Here is a 15258-nt window from a genome sequence, read left to right as displayed (position 1 = left end):
GGACCCGCAGCGCGGGCTCCTCCCTCAGCGGAGGTCTGCTGTCCCATGTTGGTCGAGTAGCCGCGCAGCGGCGTATCGAGACCGGCCGTCCTCAGCAGGGCGGTCTGCAGACTCGTCCTGCTCGCGGTGGTGGATCTCGATACGCCCGCTGCGCGGGCTACTCGATCAGCATGAAAGGGGCCCGCTTCGCGGTCTACTCGATCGGCATGGTGTGGCTCAGTGCCTGCGCACGCCCAGCAGCGGCAGGGTCACCGCGCAGAGCGGGCCGATCAGCAGGGCGAAGGCGAGGGTGCCGAGGCCGACGTCGCCGCCGAGAGCCCAGCCGATCAGGAGCACGGTGAGCTCGACGCCGCCGCGGGCCGCCCAGATCGGCACGCCGAAGCGCGCATGGAGTCCGGTCATCAGCCCGTCGCGCGGGCCGGGGCCGAGGCGGGCGCCGATGTAGATCCCGCTCGCGACGGCCAGCAGCAGCAGGCCGCCCGCGAACAGCAGCGCCTTCCCCCACCACTCGGCGGGCACCGGCAGCAGGTGGATCCCGACGTCGATCATCGTGCCGACCACCAGCACGTTCAGCACGGTGCCGAGCCCCGGCCGCTGCCGCAGCGGGATCCAGAGCAGCAGGACGAGCAGTCCGATCACGTTGGTGAGCAGTCCGATCCCCAGTCCGGTCTGGCGCGAGACCCCCATCGCGAAGACGGTCCACGGGTCCACACCGATCGACGCGCGGATCATCATCGCGTCGGCGAAGCCGTACAGCACGAGCCCGACCAGCAGCCGCGGCACGGGTCGCAGCCGCCACTGGCTCACCGGGGGAGCGGGGACGGCGAGGGGCGCGGTGATCGTCATGTCGAGCATCCCATCGCAGGAGTGGCCTTTTCCGCGCGGTCCAATCCGGCTATCTTGGACGCATGGCTGATGTCCACTTCGGCGTACGCGCCCTGCAGAACCTCCTCGGCGACTGGCGCGAGCAGCGCGGCACCCGCCCCGCGTACCTCGCCCTCGCCGACCGCATCCGCCTGCTCAGCATCGACGGCCGCATCCCGACGGACAGCCGGCTCCCCGCCGAGCGCGAGCTGTCGGCGAGGCTCGGCGTGAGCCGCACCACCGTCGCCGCCGCCTACCGCGAGCTGCGCGACAGCGGCTACCTGGTCAGCGTCCGCGGCTCCGGCAGCGCGACCCGCCTCCCGGGCGCCGCGGTGCACGCCGTGCCGACCCTCGCCCCGGACTTCGTCGACTTCACCAAGGCGGCGCTGCCCGCCGTGCCCGAGCTCGCCGAGGCCTACGCCCGCGCCGCGCGCCTCGCGCCGGAGTACTTCGAGGACGGCTCCTACGACACCGTCGGCCTGCCGCTGCTGCGCCGTGCGATCGCCGAGCGCTACACCCGCCGCGGCCTCCGCACGGAGCCCGGCCAGATCATGGTGACGATCGGGGCGCAGCACGCGATCGCGCTCGTCGCCCGCACCCTGCTGGCCCGCGGCGACCGCGCCCTGATCGAGGCGCCGACCTACCCGCACGCCTACGAGGCGCTCCGGCTCGCCGGCGCCCGGCTGGTGCCGGTCAACGTGGACGGCGCCGACGGCTGGGACGGCGAGGGCCTGATCGCGGCGATCCGCGGCACGAGCCCGACCCTCGCCTACCTGATGCCCGACTTCCACAACCCGACCGGCCGCTCGATGGCGGTCGATCTGCGCGAGCGGGCCATCGCCGCCGCGGCGCGCCAGGGCACGCTGATCATCGCCGACGAGACCACCGCCGAGCTCGACATCGACCGGCGGATGTCGCCCCTCCCGTTCGCCTCCTACGGCCCCGAGGGCACGGTGATCTCGATCGGCTCGGTCGGCAAGACGCTCTGGGGCGGCATCCGCATCGGCTGGATCCGCGCCGAGCGGAGCGTCATCCGCAAGCTCGTCGCCGCGCGCTCGGCCGGCGACCTCGGCAGCCCGATCGTCGAGCAGCTCCTGGTCGCCGACATGCTCGGCCGGATGGACGGCGTGCTGAAGCTGCGCCGCGAGCAGCTGCGCGCCGGCCGCGACCACCTCGAGGCGGCGCTCGCCCGCGCGATCCCGGAGTGGAGCGTGCCGCGGGTCTCCGGCGGCCTCTCCACCTGGGTCGGCCTCGGCCGCCCCGCGAGCTCGCAGCTGGCGCTCGCCGCCCGCACCTCGGGCCTGCTGATCACCGCCGGCCCGCGCTTCGGGATCGACGGCGCCTTCGAGCGCTTCCTGCGCATCCCGATCGGCTACTCACCGGAGATCACCGACCGGGCCGTGGAGGCGCTCGCCGTCGCCTGGAGCCAGGTCGCGCGCCACCCGGCGGCCGACACCGGCTACCTCGCCGACGTCGTCTGATCCTCCAGGTCCGCCCGGAGGGGGACGAATACTCAGCCAGCTGATGGAAGACTCACGGCGTGCATCTCCTCGCGGTCCTCAGCATGAAGAACCGGGCGCTCATCGCGCTCGTCACCGTCGTCATCGCCGTCTTCGGCGGCGTCGCCCTCACCGGTCTGAAGCAGGAGCTCGCGCCGTCGATCTCCTTCCCGCAGCTGGCGGTGATCTCGAGCTACCCGGGCGCCGCTCCGGAGGTGGTGAACGACGACGTCTCGACGCCGATCGAGACCGCCATCCAAGGGGTGCCGGGGCTCGAGACGACCAGTGCGACCTCGTCGACGAACTCGTCGCTGATCTCCGCCTCCTTCGTCTACGGCACCGACCTGGCGACCGCCGAGCAGAAGATCCTGCAGGCGATCAACCGGATCAAGAGCACGCTCCCGGACGGCGTCGACCCGCAGGTGGTGACCGGATCGTTCGACGACCTGCCGGTGCTGCAGCTCGCCGTCTCCAGCGACGGCGACGCGAAGGCGCTCGCCGACCGGCTCCGGACGAGCGTCATCCCGGACCTGGAGAAGGTCGACGGCGTCCGCGAGGTCGCCCTGGTCGGCGAGAGCGCCCAGCGCGTCACGATCACCCCGGACGACGCGGCGCTCACCGCCGCCGGCCTGTCGATCGCGGACATCCGCACCGCACTGCAGCAGAACGGCGTGCTGGTCGCCGGCGGCGAGATCACCCAGGACGGCAGCACCTTCTCGGTGCAGTCCGGCGTCAAGCTGGACTCGACCGACGCGATCGCGGCGCTGCCGCTGATCCCGTCCGCGAGCGCCTCCGCGGCCGCCCTCGCTCCCACCGCGCCCACGACCGCCCCCACCCTCGGCTCCGTCGCCACCGTCGCCGTCACCGACGCTCCGATCACCTCGATCTCGCGGGTCAACGGCCAGCCGGCGCTGACCCTCTCGATCACCAAGCTCCCCGCGGCGAACACCGTCGACGTCTCGACCGGCGTCACCGCGCTGCTCCCGGACCTGGAGGCGTCGCTCGGCGAGAACGCGACCTTCACCTCGGTCTTCGACCAGGCCCCCTACATCCAGGACTCGATCGAGTCGCTCGCGCAGGAGGGGGCGCTCGGCCTCGTCTTCGCGGTGCTCGTGATCCTGCTGTTCCTGCTCTCCGTGCGCTCGACGCTGGTCACGGCGATCTCGATCCCGACCTCGGTGCTGATCACCTTCATCGGGCTGCAGACCGCGGGCTACACGCTGAACATCCTCACCCTCGGCGCCCTGACGATCGCGATCGGCCGCGTGGTGGACGACTCCATCGTCGTGATCGAGAACATCAAGCGGCACCTCGACGCGGGGGAGGAGCGCGCGGCGACGATCGCGGTCGCGGTGCGCGAGGTCGCAGGCGCGATCACCGCCTCGACGATCACCACGGTCGCGGTGTTCCTGCCGATCTCGTTCGTCGGCGGCACGACCGGCGAGCTGTTCCGGCCGTTCGCGCTGACGGTGTCGATCGCGCTGCTCGCGTCGCTGCTCGTCGCGCTGACGATCGTGCCGGTGCTGGCCTACTGGTTCCTCCGGCCCTCGAAGCGCGCCGGCGTGCGCGAGGCGGCGCAGGCGGCCCTCGCCGAGGAGCGCGGCGCGGCCGGTGAGACTGTGACCCCCGAGCCCGAGCACGCCCGCCACAGCGCCCGCGCGACGCCCCGCCGCGCCGCCGGCCTGCAGCGGGTCTACGGCCCCGTGATCGCCTGGACCCTCAAGCACTCGGTCGCGACCGTCCTGCTCGCGCTGCTCGTGCTCGTCGGCACCGGTGCGCTCTACCCGCTGATGAAGACGAACTTCCTCGGGGCGAGCGGCCAGAACACCTTCACCGTCACCCAGACCGTTCCCGACGGCCAGAGCCTGGACGCGCAGGACGCGACCGCGCAGCAGGCCAGCGCGGCGATCCTCGAGGTCGGCGGTGTCGAGACCGTGCAGCTCTCGATCGGCTCAGCGAGCGGCGGGCTGCAGAGCGCGTTCGGCGGCGGGGGCGGCGGCACCTCGATCCGCTACTCCGTCACCACCGACGAGTCGGCCGACCAGGAGACCGTGCAGGCCGACGTCCGCACGGCCCTCGGCTCGATCGCCGAGGCGGACGACATCAGCGTCGCCGCGTCCTCCGGCTTCGGCGCCTCCTCGAACATCGAGGTCGACCTCTCGACCGCCTCGCAGAGCGATCTGCAGAGCGCGAACGACGCGCTGCTCACGGCGCTGCGCGGCACCGACGGGATCAGCCAGGCCGAGAGCAACCTCTCCTCCTCGCTGCCCTACATCGCGGTGCGGGTCGACCGCGCCGCCGCCGCCGACGCCGGACTCACCGAGGTCGCGGTCGGCACGCTCGTCAGCCAGGCGCTGCAGCCGACGCAGACGGGCAGCGTCGTGATCGACGACCGCACCCTCTCCGTCTACCTCGCCGACGCGCAGCCGCCGGCCACGCTCGACGAGCTGTCGGCCCTCGAGATCCCGACGCGCACCGGCGCGGTCCCGCTGTCCTCGCTCGCCGTCGTCGAGCGGACCGACGGGCCCGCGAGCATCACCACCGAGCGCGGGCAGCGCACCGCCACGATCACGGTGACGCCGGAGGGCGACGACCTCGCCTCGGCGAACCTCGCGGTGCAGAGCGCGATCGACGACACGGAGCTGCCGGCCGGCGTCTCCGCCTCGCTCGGCGGCGTCACGGCCGACCAGAGCGACGCGTTCTCGCAGCTCGGGATCGCGCTGCTGGTGGCGATCCTGATCGTCTACGTCGTGATGGTCGCGACGTTCCGCTCGCTCCTGCAGCCGCTGCTGCTGCTGGTGTCGGTGCCGTTCGCGGCGACCGGCGCGATCCTGCTGCAGGTGCTGACCGGCGTGCCGCTGGGCGTGCCCTCGCTGATCGGCGTGCTGATGCTGATCGGCATCGTGGTCACCAACGCGATCGTGCTGATCGACCTGGTGAACCAGTACCGCGAGCGGGGGATGCCCGTGCGCGAGGCGCTGCTGCACGGCACCGAGCGGCGGCTCCGGCCGATCCTGATGACGGCGCTCGCGACGATCTTCGCGCTGCTGCCGATGGCGCTCGGGATCACCGGCCACGGCGGCTTCATCTCGCAGCCGCTCGCGATCGTCGTGATCGGCGGTCTGGTGTCCTCGACGGTGCTCACGCTGGTGGTGCTGCCGGTCGTCTACAACCTGGTCGAGGGGTATCGTGAGCGGCGGCGTGCCGCCCGCGCCGGAGAGGCGTCGGCATGAGCGACACAGCAGAAGCGACCCAGTCGTCAGCACCCGAGACGATCGGCTCCCGCTGGCGCAGCGGCCCCGAGCGCGCCGCTGCGGCGATCGCCGAGGTCGGCCCCGAGCGCTTCGTCGCCGCCGACCACCGCCCCGGGATCATTCGACACATCGTGCTGTTCCGCTTCCGCCCGACGGCGCTCGTCGCCGAGGTGGACGGCGTGATCGCGGCGTTCCTCGCGCTCGGCGAGGAGTGCCTCCGCGACGGCCGCCCGTACATCGTCTCGATCGAGAACGGACCGCAGCTCAGCACCGAGGGCGCGGGCGAGGGCTTCGACCGCGCCTTCCTGCTGACCTTCGCGTCCGAGGGCGACCTGAACTACTACATCGGCCGCCCCGCGGTCGACGGGCCCGGACTGTTCGATCCGGCGCACGACGCCTTCAAGGGCCTCGTCGGCCCGCTGCTCGACACGGCCGGGGTGGTCGCCTTCGACTTCCGCCCGGAGCAGTAGCCCGACGTCGTGGCGACCCCCGACTTCGTCCTCCGGCTCCGCGAGCAGGTGGGCACCGAGCTGCTCTGGCTGACCGGCGTCACCGCGGTGATCGTCCGCGAGGAGCCGGTCCGCCAGGTCCTCCTGGTCCGCCGCGCGGACACCGGCGCCTGGACCGCGGTCACCGGCATCATCGACCCCGGCGAGACGGTCGCCGGCACCGCCCGGCGCGAGGCGCTGGAGGAGGCGGGCGTCGAGATCGAGGTCGAGCGCGTCGTCTGGCTGCACACCCTGCCGCCGATGAAGTACCCCAACGGCGACCGCGCGCAGTACCTCGACCACGTCCTCCGCGCCCGCTACCTCTCGGGCGAGGCGCACGTCGCCGACGACGAGTCGAGCGAGGTCGGCTGGTTCGCCCCCGACGCGCTGCCGCCGATGAGCGCCGAGCACCGCGAGCGGATCAGCCGCGCGCTGTCCGACGAGACGGCCTGCGCCTTCGACTGAGCGGCGCCTTCTCAGACGTGCTCCGACACCAGCACCGCGCTCGTGCCGGGCTCGAGGGCGTCGAAGACGTGCGGCTCGTCGCCCGGGTAGGACAGACAGTCGCCGGGCGCGAGCTCGACCGGGTCGTCGGCCGGACCGACCAGGGCGCGTCCGGTGGACAGGATCAGGTGCTCCACGGTGCCGCGGGCGTGCGGCTCCGAGTTCCGAGCCGCTCCGGGCTCGGCGGTGATGCGGTACACGTCGCGGCGGGCTCCCGGCGGGCAGGCGCTGAGCAGGGTGGCGGCGTAGTCCGCGGTCGCCGAGGCGATGCGCGGCCCCTCCCCGGCGCGGATCAGCTGCACGGAGCGCCGCGGCGGCTCGACGAGGTGCGAGAACGGCACGCCGAGCGCGCCGCCGAGCGCCCAGAGCGTCTCGAGGCTCGGGTTGCCCTCGCCGGCCTCGAGCTGCGAGAGCGTCGACTTGGCGATGCCGGCGCGGCGGGCGATCTCGGAGATGCTGAGGCCGAGCCGGCCGCGCTCGCGGCGCAGGGCGGAGGCGACCAGGTCGCGGGGTGAGTCCGACATCGTTCGCTCTCCAGATCGGTCGTTCGACTTGACGAACGACAGCCGAGCCCGCCACTCTGACGTGGTGTTCATCCTAAGCTCCGCCCGTTCGCTGCTCCGAACAGTCGGCCCTCGCGACCGGCGGGCCGTCCTCCTCGTCGCCGCCTCCGTCGCGGTCGTCGGCGTCTCCTACGGCCTCGGCGCCACCGCGGCCGGCTTCCCGCTCTGGCAGATCCTGCTGCTCGCTGTCGCGGTGTTCGGCGCCTCCGCCGAGATCCTCTTCGTCGGCGTGGTGGCAGCGGGAGGCGCTCCGCTCGCGGCGGCGCTCGCCGCGCTCCTCGTCAACGCCCGCGCGCTGCCCTACGGGATGGCCGTCGGCGGCTTCCTCCCGCGCGGACCGCTCCGGCTCCTCGGCGCGCACCTGGCCAACGACGAGACGGTCGCGCTCGCGCTCGGCGGGGCGACCGTCGAGCGCCGGCGAGCCCTGTTCTGGGTCTCGGGAGCGGCGGTGCTCGCCGCCTGGCCGCTCGGCGCGCTCGCGGGGGCACTGCTCGGTGCGGTCGTCCCCGATCCGTCGGTGCTCGGCCTCGACGCGGTCTTCCCCGCCGTCCTGCTCGCGCTGGCGCTCCCGGCCCTCCGCGACGGCCGGGCGGCCGCGGCCGCGATCGCGGGCGGAGTGCTCGCGCTCACCGCCCTCCCGCTGGTGCCGCTCGGCCTCGCGCCGGTCCTGGCGCTCGGCGGTCTGCTGATGACCGGACGCCGCTCGTGACGGTGACGCTCGGCATCGTCGTCCTCGCCGTCGGCAGCTTCGCCCTCCGCGGGGGAGGGGCGGTGCTGCGCGACCGGATCGACCTCGGCCCGTCCACTCAGCGCCTTCTCGATCGCGGCACGGTCGTACTGCTCGTCGCGGTCGCGCTGACCTCGGCGCTGGCCGACGGCGCGGACCCGGCGCCGGCGTCCCGAGCGCTGGGCGTCGCGGCCGGCGCGCTGGCGGCCCTCCTGCGCGCCCCACTGGTGGTCGTGGTCCTGGTCGCGGCCGCCACGACCGCGCTGGCCCGCGCGCTCTGATCCGCCGGTCGCTCAGACCGAGCGCGCGAAGCAGACGCCCGAGTCGTCGCCCACGTGCGCGCCGAAGCCGTCGATCTCGGTGAAGCCGAGCGCCCGGGCGGCGACGAGGGCCGCCTCCGCCTCGACCGGGATCCGGAAGCGGAGCGTGCGGATCCGCTGCACGCTCGCGTAGGAGAGCGCTGCGGCGACGAGCCGGCGGGCGACCCCGCTCCGCCGCGACTTCGGGGCCACCTCGAGCGCGAGCAGCTCGGCGAAGTCGTCGGGTCCGGGGGTCAGCGCCAGCACGCCGATCGGCTGCTGCGTCGCACCGTCGCGGGCGACGAGGAGCCGGGCGTGCGGCGGAAGCTCGACGGTGAGAAGCCCGGCGAGCTCGGCCGGACCCGGCCGCTCGAGCCGGACGACGACCCCGGTGCTCACGACGAGGGCGCCGCCGCCGGCTCGGCGGGCTCGAGCGAGAGCGTCTGCACGGCAGGGGCGTCGAGCTGCACGTGCAGGAAGTCGATGACGGTGCCGCGGAGCGAGTCGTCGAGCATCGCGATCGAGTGCCGGGTGCCGGGCACGACGACGAAGTCGACGCTCGCGCCCGCCGCGTCCAGCGCCTCGGCGAAGTCCTGCGACTGGCTCAGCGCGACGCGCTCGCCGGCCGAGTGGGCGATGAGGAAGGGCGGCTCGGAGCCGTCGACGTGCGTGATCGGCGAGGCCTCACCGGCGGCCGCGCAGTCGTCGAGGTCGGCGCAGTCGAGGTAGCCGCGGACCGCCGCGCCGACGCCGACGATCGGGTCGTCGTCGGCGAGGCCCGCCGCCGTGAGATCCGCGGGGCCGCTGAGGTCGACGACCGCGGCGAGGCGCGAGGTGCCGGCGTCGTCGGCGGTCAGCGCGTCGTCGGTGCCGAGCAGGGAGACGAGGTTGCCGCCCGCCGAGCCGCCGAACGCGGCGACGCGGGACGGATCGATGCCGAAGCGCTCGGTCTGCGCCGGCTCGAGGATCCAGTCGAGGGCGGCCGAGACGTCCTCGATCTGCGCGGGGAAGACGTCGGCCGGGGCGAGGCGGTAGTTCACCGAGACGGCGACGAAGCCCTCGGAGGCGAGCCACTGGCAGAGCGGGCGCCAGTTCGGGTCGGCCTTGTCGCCGCGGGTCCAGCTGCCGCCGTGCACGACGAGCACCGCGGGGAGGGCGGCTCCGGCCGCGGCGTCGACCGGCGAGCAGACGTCGAGCGCCTGGCCGGTCGCCTCGTCGTAGACGAGGTCGGCGGTGACGGGGACGTCGTCGTAGGCGGTGACCGCGGCGACTCCGGCCGCCTGGGCGATCGGCTGCGAGACAGGAGCACTCGAGCAGCCGGCGAGGCCTCCTGCGAGCAGTGCCAGGGTCGCCGCGACGAGGGCGATCGGTCGCGTGGGTCGGGTGGGCTCGCGCATGGGTGAGGCGAGCATAAGGGAGAAGACGGCGCCCGCCTAGAGCGACCCCGCGATCAGGGGGTGGACAGCGGGACCGGAGGCCGGTCCTCGCTCTCCTGCCGCTCCTCGGCCACCTCACTCGGCGCCTCCGCCTGCAGCCGCACGAGCACCACGCCGACCAGGATCAGCGCCCCGCCGCCGAACTGGATCGGCGCCGGCAGCTCGCCGAGCAGGGCCCAGGCGGCGACGATCGAGAACAGCACCTCGGTCAGCCCGACGAAGGAGGCGATCCGGGTGCCGAGCCGCGAGCCGCCCTCGATCCCGAGCAGGTAGGCGAGCACCGTCGACATCCCGAGGATGACCGCCGCGGGCAGGTACCACGGCACCTCGTTTCCGACGAAGACGACGTCGCCGAAGGTCGCCCGCAGCGGGACGAGCCCGGTGACGCCGAGCACGAGCAGCAGCCCAGCGCCGACCGTCATCGCGCCGGCGGTGAGCGCGATCGGCGGGAGCTCCGGGTCGATCCGGCCGGCGATCACGTAGTAGACGCAGAGGCCGAGCGACGCGGTCAGCGCCCAGGCGACGCCGACCAGCTCCGGGGTGGACTCGCCGGAGAGGTCGAGCACGAGCACCAGACCGGCCAGTGCCAGCGCCGAGCCGGCGAGAGTGAAGCGCCCGGGATGCCGGCGGGTGCGCGCCCAGGCGAAGAGGACGAGGAACACCGGAGCGAGGTACTCGATCAGGAGCGCGACGCCGACCGACATGTGCTCGATCGCACTGTAGAAGCAGAGCTGCGCGGCGATCACCGCGAAGACGCCGTAGAGCCCGACCGTGCCGAGGTTGCGGCGGAGCACGTGCCAGCGTCCGCGCAGCGACAGCACGGCCGGGATCGCGAGGATCAGCGCCGCTCCACCGGCCCGCCAGAGCACGGCGGCCGAGGGGCTCCAGCCCGCCTCGAGCAGCGGCTTCACGAAGGGGCCGCCCAGGCCGAAGGCCGCGGCGGCCGCGAGGGCCAGCACGAGGCCGGAGCCGAGCCGGCGCGGCGGTGCGGTGAGGGTCACGTCAGCCTCTTTCAGGAGTCAAAGTCGTTATGCTCGTGACAGTACTGATCGAACGTGTCAGGAGTCAACATGGTCTTCGCCTATGACGTGGAAGCGGCCCTCACCTCGACCGCCGTCCTGGTCAACACCCTCCCCGAGCTGTCGCAGTCCGGCGAGGACGAGATGGCGTCCGTCGAGCAGCTCGACGAGTTCCTGCTCGAGAACCGCTACACCGGCAGCCGCGAGCACAGCGCCGCCGAGCTGGAGGCGGTCCGGGCCGTGCGCGCTCCGCTCCGCTCGCTCTGGCGCAGTCGGGCGGAGGAGGACCTGGTCGCCGTCGTCAACGGGATGCTCGAGGACGGCCGCGCGCTCCCGCAGCTGGTGCGGCACGGCATCTTCGGCTGGCACCTGCACGCGACCCGCGACGAGAGCCCGCTCGCCACCCGCATCGTGGTGGAGGCGGCGATGGCCTTCGTCGACGTGATCCGCGGCGACGAGCGCGACCGCATCCGCATCTGCGCGGCCGACGACTGCGAGGCGGTGCTCGTCGACTTCTCCCGCAACCGCTCGAAGCGCTACTGCGACACCGGCAACTGCGGCAACCGCGCGAACGTCGCGGCGTACCGGGCGCGGCGCGCGTCGAGCTGAGCGGCCCGCCCGTCGCTGCCCTAGCCAGCGCCCGGGGTCGCGTGTAAACTCCCTGGGTCGGCTCTTGACTCCGTGCGTCGCCGCGCGGATGGGTTTGTCAGTCAAGCGGGCCGGATCTCCGACAGTCGTCGCGAGATGAATCACATGTGTGAATCGGCCCCGGTCAGCGTCTCAGAGCAGCGACTCACCCGGGTTCCCGCAGCGCCCTGTCCGTTCGCACCCCACGAGGGTGATCGATCGGCGTGTGCCTGCTCGCGCAAGACCTGAACCCAGGAAGCAGCCATGCCCAAGAACAAGAAGCCCGCCGGCGGACGCCCCGCCAAGAACTTCGAGCCCAACCGCTTCGGCGCCTCGAGCGGCAAGTCCCAGCTCGGTGGACGCCCGCGCTTCGCCGCGCCGAAGTCCGGCTCCCGCAGCGAGGGCCACCGCGGCTACCGCCCCGTCGACGAGAACGCGCCCAAGAAGGCGCGCTGGAACGCCGAGGAGCGCGCCGCCAAGCTGACGGAGCGGGGAGAGAACCGCGGAGAGTCCCGCCCGGCCCGCAGCTACGACCGCGACGACCGCCCGGCCCGCTCCTACGACCGGACCGACCGCCCCGCGCGCTCGAACGACCGCGACGCACGCCCGGCCCGTTCCTACGACCGGACCGACCGTCCGGCCCGCTCGAACGACCGCGACGACCGTCCGGCGCGTTCCTACGACCGCAGCGACCGCCCCGCGCGCAGCTTCGATCGCACGGACCGTCCGGCCCGCTCGTTCGACCGCGACGCCCGTCCGGCCCGCTCGAACGACCGCGACGACCGTCCCGCGCGTTCCTACGACCGCACCGACCGCCCCGCGCGCAGCTTCGACCGCACGGACCGCCCGGCGCGCTCCTTCGACCGCGATGCGCGCCCCGCCCGCACGAACGACCGCGACGCCCGCCCGGCCCACAGCTTCGACCGCACCGACCGCACCGACCGCCCCGCGCGCTCCTCCGACCGGACCGAGCGCCCGGCGCGCGGCTTCGACCGCGGCACCGAGCGTCCCGCCCGCGGCGGCTACGACCGCACCGACCGCGGCCCGCGCCGCGACTCCGGCTCGGACTTCTACCCCAAGCGCGACGGCCGCGCCTCGCACCAGGCCGACGACGTCGTGCTCGAGCGCCTCGAGGCGACCGCGACGCTCGCCGTCGACGTCGAGGGCGTCAGCTTCGGCGACCTCGGCCTCGGCGCGAACATCGTCCGCCAGCTGACCCAGATGGGCGCGGCCTCGCCGTTCCCGATCCAGGCCGCGACGATCCCCGAGGTCCTCGCCGGCAAGGACGTCCTCGGCCGCGGCAAGACGGGCTCGGGCAAGACGATCGCGTTCGGCGCCCCCGTCGTCGAGCGCCTGATGGAGAACGACGGAGCCAAGGGCCGCAAGCCCGGCCGTGCGCCGCGCGCCCTCATCCTCGCGCCGACCCGCGAGCTGGCGATGCAGATCGACCGCACCATCCAGCCGATCGCGCGCTCCGTGGGCCTGTTCACCGCCACGATCTTCGGCGGCGTCCCGCAGTACAAGCAGGTCGGCGCTCTCCAGCGCGGCGTGGACATCATCATCGCCACGCCGGGCCGCCTCGAGGACCTGATCGAGCAGGGTCGCCTCGACCTCTCGACCATCACCGTGACCGTCCTCGACGAGGCCGACCACATGTGCGACCTCGGCTTCCTCGAGCCGGTGCAGCGCATCCTCCGCCAGACCAAGCGCGGCGGCCAGCGCCTGCTCTTCTCGGCCACGCTCGACAAGGGCGTCGCGACGCTCGTCGACGAGTTCCTCGTCGAGCCGAGCGTGCACGAGGTCGCGGGCGAGGACCAGGCGTCCTCGAGCATCGACCACCGCGTCCTGCTGATCGAGCACCGCGACAAGGGCGCGATCATCGAGGAGCTCGCGGCCCGCGCCGGCAAGACGCTGATCTTCGCCCGCACCCGTGCGTTCGCGGAGCAGCTCGCCGAGCAGCTCGAGCACGCCGACATCCCGGCGACCAGCCTGCACGGCGACCTCAACCAGTCGCGCCGCACCCGCAACCTCGCGCTGCTGACCAGCGGCCGGGTCGACGTCCTCGTCGCGACCGACGTCGCCGCGCGCGGCATCCACGTCGACGACATCGACCTGGTCATCCAGGCCGACGCCCCCGACGAGTACAAGACCTACCTGCACCGCTCCGGCCGCACCGGCCGCGCGGGCAAGAAGGGCACGGTCGTCACGCTGATCACGCGCAACCGCCGCCACCGCATGGAGGAGCTGCTCGAGCGCGCCGAGATCCGCGCCGACATGATCCAGGCCTACCCGGGCGACCGGGTGCTGGCGGAGATCAGCACCGGCGAGTAGAGAGTCAGCCCGGAAACGCCGAAGGGCGGACACCCTGTGGGTGCCCGCCCTTCGGCGTTTCTTGCTTGTGGCTTAGGAGGCCGGGGGGGTCAGAACCGTGTCGATGAGGTACACGGTCGCGTTGGCGGTCTGGACGCCGCCGCAGATGACCGACGCGTCGTTCACCTTGATGTCGTCGCCGGAACCGGTGACGGTGACGTCGCCGCCCTGGACGGTGGCGTGCGTGCCGTCGATGTCGTCAGGGGCGATCTGGCCGGGGACGACGTGGTAGGTCAGGATCGAGGAGAGCGTGGCCGCTCCCTCGGGGGTCGCCAGCGTGGCGAGGGTGGCGGCGTCGAGCTTGGCGAACGCGTCGTCGACGGGGGCGAAGACGGTGAACTCGGCGCTGTTGAGGGTGTCGACGAGGTTGACGTCGGGGTTGAGCTGACCGGAGACCGCAGCGGTCAGGGTCTTGAGCAGCGGGTTGTTCGACGCGGCGGTGGCCACCGGGTCGAGCGCCATTCCGCCGACCGAGCCGGCGCCGTCCGGGACCTGCTCGGCGTACGCGGCGCAGCCGGAGCCGACGAGGTTGGCGGCCGGGTCCATGGTCGCCATGGGGGTGGCGGACTCGGTCATCATCGGGGTCGACATCTCGGAAGCGGTGTCGCTGGCGGCGTCGGTGGTGCCGGCGCCGGACGAGCAGGCGGTGAGGCCGAGGGCGGCGGTGCCGAGCAGGGCGAACGCGGCGAGGGTGGTGCGCTTGGTGGATCGCATGGGGATGCTCCTTCGTGATACGGCCCCCACGAGATGCGGAGGACCTGACTGTGTGTGGACCGTTTCGCGGCCGTTGAACAGTCTTCGGAGCCCTCCCCGAGGGGGTTTGGAATCGATCGGAGCAATCCGGTCACGGGTTCATAACGGCGGAGGCAGGGCGATTACCCTGGATGTCGGTCCGCGCACGCAGCGCGGCACAGGACAGCAGGAGTCGAGCGGATGCAGACGCGAGGGGCACGGACGGCGCGCGGCGTCGTCGCCGCCGTCGCCGCGACCGCGACCGCCGCCGCCTCGCACACCCTCGCCGACGCCGAGGCCCCCTCTCCGGCGATCCTCGCGCTCGCCGCCGCCTTCGCGGCCGTCGTCTGCGTCCTCCTCTCCGGCCGCACCCTGTCGCTCGCGCGCCTCGCGCTCGCGGTGCTGCTCAGCCAGCTGGCGTACCACTCCCTCTTCCTGGTGACCGGCGGTGGCGGCGACGTCAGCGTCGTGGGTGCCACCGCCGGCGGCCACTTCCACGGCGGCGGGACGGTCGAGCTGATCGCGGGGGCGTCGGGCCACGCCGCGCACACCCCCCTGATGCTCCTCTCCCACCTCGTGGCCGCCGTCGTCACCGTCGCGGCGCTCCGCCACGGCGAGCGCGCCTTCTGGACCCTCGGCACGGCCGTCCTCCGCATCGTCGTGCGCCTGGTCGCCCGGGCCTCGGCGCTGCTGGCACCGCTCGGCGCCTCGGTGTCCGTCCTCGGCTCCGTCGAGCCGAGCGCCCCCCGCGCCCTCGACGCGGTCCTGCGGGTCCTGCGGCACCGCGGCCCGCCCGCGCGCGCCCTGCTCGCCGTCTGACGCCCTCCCGCTCGAGCGGGCCGTGTCCGCCGGTGAGCCCGCGCGCACCGCGATCCC

At 73.5% G+C, this 15258-nt stretch carries 15 protein-coding genes; 9 read left to right on the top strand and 6 right to left on the bottom strand.

All coding sequences use genetic code 11. From position 1 onward, the window contains the following. Positions 1-216: 216 nt before the first annotated feature. Entirely contained in the window at positions 217-735 is a 519-nt protein-coding gene (locus HQQ86_RS05740) for a YitT family protein (RefSeq protein ID WP_173287530.1), read from the bottom strand. Positions 736-908: 173 nt separating this feature from the next. Between HQQ86_RS05740 and HQQ86_RS05735 the strand changes: the two genes are divergently transcribed. Genes HQQ86_RS05735 through HQQ86_RS05720 form a run of 4 tightly spaced genes read left to right on the top strand, consistent with a single transcriptional unit; the run spans position 909 to position 6570 of the window. Then, on the top strand, positions 909-2345 hold the full coding sequence (locus HQQ86_RS05735) for a PLP-dependent aminotransferase family protein (protein WP_173287138.1): 1437 nt from the start codon (positions 909-911) through the stop codon (positions 2343-2345). Between the two features lie 59 nt (positions 2346-2404). Then, the gene (locus HQQ86_RS05730) at positions 2405-5596 is read left to right on the top strand and encodes an efflux RND transporter permease subunit (RefSeq protein ID WP_173287137.1); all 3192 of its coding nucleotides are present in this window, start codon (positions 2405-2407) and stop codon (positions 5594-5596) included. Continuing rightward, positions 5593-6087, top strand: coding sequence for a Dabb family protein (locus HQQ86_RS05725; RefSeq protein WP_173287136.1), 495 nt, complete (start codon positions 5593-5595; stop codon positions 6085-6087). The genes HQQ86_RS05730 and HQQ86_RS05725 overlap by 4 nt, the downstream gene beginning before the upstream one ends. Positions 6088-6096: 9 nt before the next feature. Then, positions 6097-6570 (top strand): NUDIX domain-containing protein, encoded by a 474-nt coding sequence (locus HQQ86_RS05720; protein WP_173287135.1) that lies wholly within the window; start codon positions 6097-6099, stop codon positions 6568-6570. Between the two features lie 11 nt (positions 6571-6581). Here HQQ86_RS05720 and HQQ86_RS05715 read toward each other — a convergent pair whose 3' ends face one another. Beyond that, positions 6582-7133, bottom strand: a complete 552-nt coding sequence (locus HQQ86_RS05715; RefSeq protein ID WP_173287134.1) for a helix-turn-helix domain-containing protein — start codon at positions 7131-7133, stop codon at positions 6582-6584. A gap of 64 nt (positions 7134-7197) precedes the next feature. On the opposite strand from HQQ86_RS05715, the gene HQQ86_RS05710 reads away from it, so the two are divergent. Then, a complete protein-coding gene (locus tag HQQ86_RS05710; protein WP_367948554.1) occupies positions 7198-7881 on the top strand; it encodes an AzlC family ABC transporter permease in 684 nt (227 codons plus the stop codon). After that, entirely contained in the window at positions 7878-8180 is a 303-nt protein-coding gene (locus tag HQQ86_RS05705) for an AzlD domain-containing protein (RefSeq protein ID WP_173287133.1), read from the top strand. The genes HQQ86_RS05710 and HQQ86_RS05705 overlap by 4 nt, the downstream gene beginning before the upstream one ends. 12 nt (positions 8181-8192) lie before the next feature. Here the strand turns inward: HQQ86_RS05705 and HQQ86_RS05700 are convergent, their stop codons facing one another. The 3 genes from HQQ86_RS05700 to HQQ86_RS05690 are packed head-to-tail and all read right to left on the bottom strand — an operon-like array spanning position 8193 to position 10635. Next, positions 8193-8597, bottom strand: a complete 405-nt coding sequence (locus HQQ86_RS05700; protein WP_173287132.1) for a GNAT family N-acetyltransferase — start codon at positions 8595-8597, stop codon at positions 8193-8195. Next, positions 8594-9595: an alpha/beta hydrolase gene (locus HQQ86_RS05695; protein WP_173287131.1), complete on the bottom strand. Its 1002-nt coding sequence runs from the start codon at positions 9593-9595 to the stop codon at positions 8594-8596. Before HQQ86_RS05695 ends, HQQ86_RS05700 begins: the two co-directional genes overlap by 4 nt. 53 nt (positions 9596-9648) lie before the next feature. Beyond that, positions 9649-10635 (bottom strand): DMT family transporter, encoded by a 987-nt coding sequence (locus HQQ86_RS05690; protein WP_173287130.1) that lies wholly within the window; start codon positions 10633-10635, stop codon positions 9649-9651. Positions 10636-10704: 69 nt separating this feature from the next. On the opposite strand from HQQ86_RS05690, the gene HQQ86_RS05685 reads away from it, so the two are divergent. Together HQQ86_RS05685 and HQQ86_RS05680 are read left to right on the top strand one after the other, a co-directional pair. Beyond that, positions 10705-11262 carry a CGNR zinc finger domain-containing protein gene (locus HQQ86_RS05685; RefSeq protein ID WP_173287129.1) on the top strand — a complete coding sequence of 186 codons (558 nt, stop codon included), beginning with the start codon at positions 10705-10707 and terminating at the stop codon, positions 11260-11262. A gap of 282 nt (positions 11263-11544) precedes the next feature. Then, positions 11545-13611, top strand: a complete 2067-nt coding sequence (locus HQQ86_RS05680) for a DEAD/DEAH box helicase (protein WP_173287128.1) — start codon at positions 11545-11547, stop codon at positions 13609-13611. 72 nt (positions 13612-13683) lie between these two features. On the opposite strand, the gene HQQ86_RS05675 is transcribed toward HQQ86_RS05680, so the two are convergent. Beyond that, positions 13684-14364 carry a fasciclin domain-containing protein gene (locus tag HQQ86_RS05675; protein ID WP_173287127.1) on the bottom strand — a complete coding sequence of 227 codons (681 nt, stop codon included), beginning with the start codon at positions 14362-14364 and terminating at the stop codon, positions 13684-13686. 219 nt (positions 14365-14583) lie between these two features. On the opposite strand from HQQ86_RS05675, the gene HQQ86_RS05670 reads away from it, so the two are divergent. Then, complete coding sequence (locus HQQ86_RS05670) at positions 14584-15201, top strand: hypothetical protein (protein WP_173287125.1); 618 nt, start codon at positions 14584-14586, stop codon at positions 15199-15201. Positions 15202-15258 lie beyond the last annotated feature (57 nt).

Origin of the sequence: Rathayibacter sp. VKM Ac-2857 (genome assembly GCF_013205025.1) — a bacterium.
In the GTDB taxonomy this organism is placed as follows: Bacteria; Actinomycetota; Actinomycetes; order Actinomycetales; family Microbacteriaceae; genus Rathayibacter.
This window is presented reverse-complemented; position numbering and strand designations above follow the sequence as displayed.

Excerpts from the sequence above, each read along its gene's own strand:
- HQQ86_RS05740 (WP_173287530.1), bottom strand. The coding sequence starts at position 735 with ATGATGATCCGCGCGTCGATCGGTGTGGACCCGTGGACCGTCTTCGCG.
- HQQ86_RS05735 (WP_173287138.1), top strand. The coding sequence starts at position 909 with ATGGCTGATGTCCACTTCGGCGTACGCGCCCTGCAGAACCTCCTCGGC.
- HQQ86_RS05725 (WP_173287136.1), top strand. The coding sequence starts at position 5,593 with ATGAGCGACACAGCAGAAGCGACCCAGTCGTCAGCACCCGAGACGATC.
- HQQ86_RS05715 (WP_173287134.1), bottom strand. The coding sequence starts at position 7,133 with ATGTCGGACTCACCCCGCGACCTGGTCGCCTCCGCCCTGCGCCGCGAG.
- HQQ86_RS05695 (WP_173287131.1), bottom strand. The coding sequence starts at position 9,595 with ATGCGCGAGCCCACCCGACCCACGCGACCGATCGCCCTCGTCGCGGCG.
- HQQ86_RS05685 (WP_173287129.1), top strand. The coding sequence starts at position 10,705 with ATGGTCTTCGCCTATGACGTGGAAGCGGCCCTCACCTCGACCGCCGTC.
- HQQ86_RS05680 (WP_173287128.1), top strand. The coding sequence starts at position 11,545 with ATGCCCAAGAACAAGAAGCCCGCCGGCGGACGCCCCGCCAAGAACTTC.
- HQQ86_RS05675 (WP_173287127.1), bottom strand. The coding sequence starts at position 14,364 with ATGCGATCCACCAAGCGCACCACCCTCGCCGCGTTCGCCCTGCTCGGC.
- HQQ86_RS05670 (WP_173287125.1), top strand. The coding sequence starts at position 14,584 with ATGCAGACGCGAGGGGCACGGACGGCGCGCGGCGTCGTCGCCGCCGTC.